The sequence below is a fragment of the Aerococcus sp. L_32 genome, assembly GCF_050689315.1.
The window spans coordinates 1-739 of the sequence record NZ_JBOEQF010000914.1; the positions used below are offsets into that span (position 1 = coordinate 1).

The window sequence follows — 739 nt, forward strand, 5'->3', positions numbered from 1 at the left end:
GGAAGAGGGGATTATTGCCATCAACCAATTCGCAACAGATGGCCGCCAACCCGACTTGACCTTGTATTTAGATATTACGGCCGAAGAGGGGATTCGCCGGATTCAAGCCAACCGCAGTCAGGCTGAACAAAACCGCCTGGACGTTGAAGCCATTGATTTCCATCAACGGGTTCATAAAGGGTATGGCGTCTTGAAAGACCGTTTTCAAGAACGGATTCAAGTCATTGATGCCACCCAAGACCCTGAAAGTATGCAGCGGGATGCCTTGGCTATTTTAGAAAGCCATTTCCCAACTTTATTTCGTTAATTCAGCTAAACATTCAAATTTTTAAAGCACCTTAAAGCAATGGAAAGGAGTCCATCAATGGCACACGAACATTTTGATATCGCCAAGAAGCAAGCGGATTTGACCGCTATGATGGACCGGGTCCTCGTCAATAACCGCCTTGGCCACGCCTATATTTTTGAAGGCATGGTAGGTTCTGGTCAAGAAGATATGGCCCTATATTTAGCGGCCTATTTGAATTGCCTCAATCCAGCTGACAAGGGGATACCTTGCGGGACATGTAACCATTGTCGTCGGATATTGTCCGCTGACTATCCGGATGTTTTTCATATTCAACCGGACGGGAATACCATTAAAATTGACCAGACGAGAGATTTAAAAGAACGGTTGTCCATGTCCTCACTTGAAGGAGACAACCAAATTTTTATTATCCATGAAGCAGAGAAAATGACT

1 protein-coding gene and 1 pseudogene are annotated in these 739 nt (G+C 44.9%); both read left to right on the forward strand.

The window, feature by feature from the left end; all coding sequences use genetic code 11:
- The coding region (locus ACRCJ0_RS17330; RefSeq protein ID WP_431391396.1) for a dTMP kinase at positions 1 to 307 on the forward strand (307 nt) is incomplete at its 5' end.
- A gap of 57 nt (positions 308 to 364) precedes the next feature.
- A pseudogene (locus ACRCJ0_RS17335) lies at positions 365 to 739 on the forward strand (DNA polymerase III subunit delta'); the annotation flags it as partial.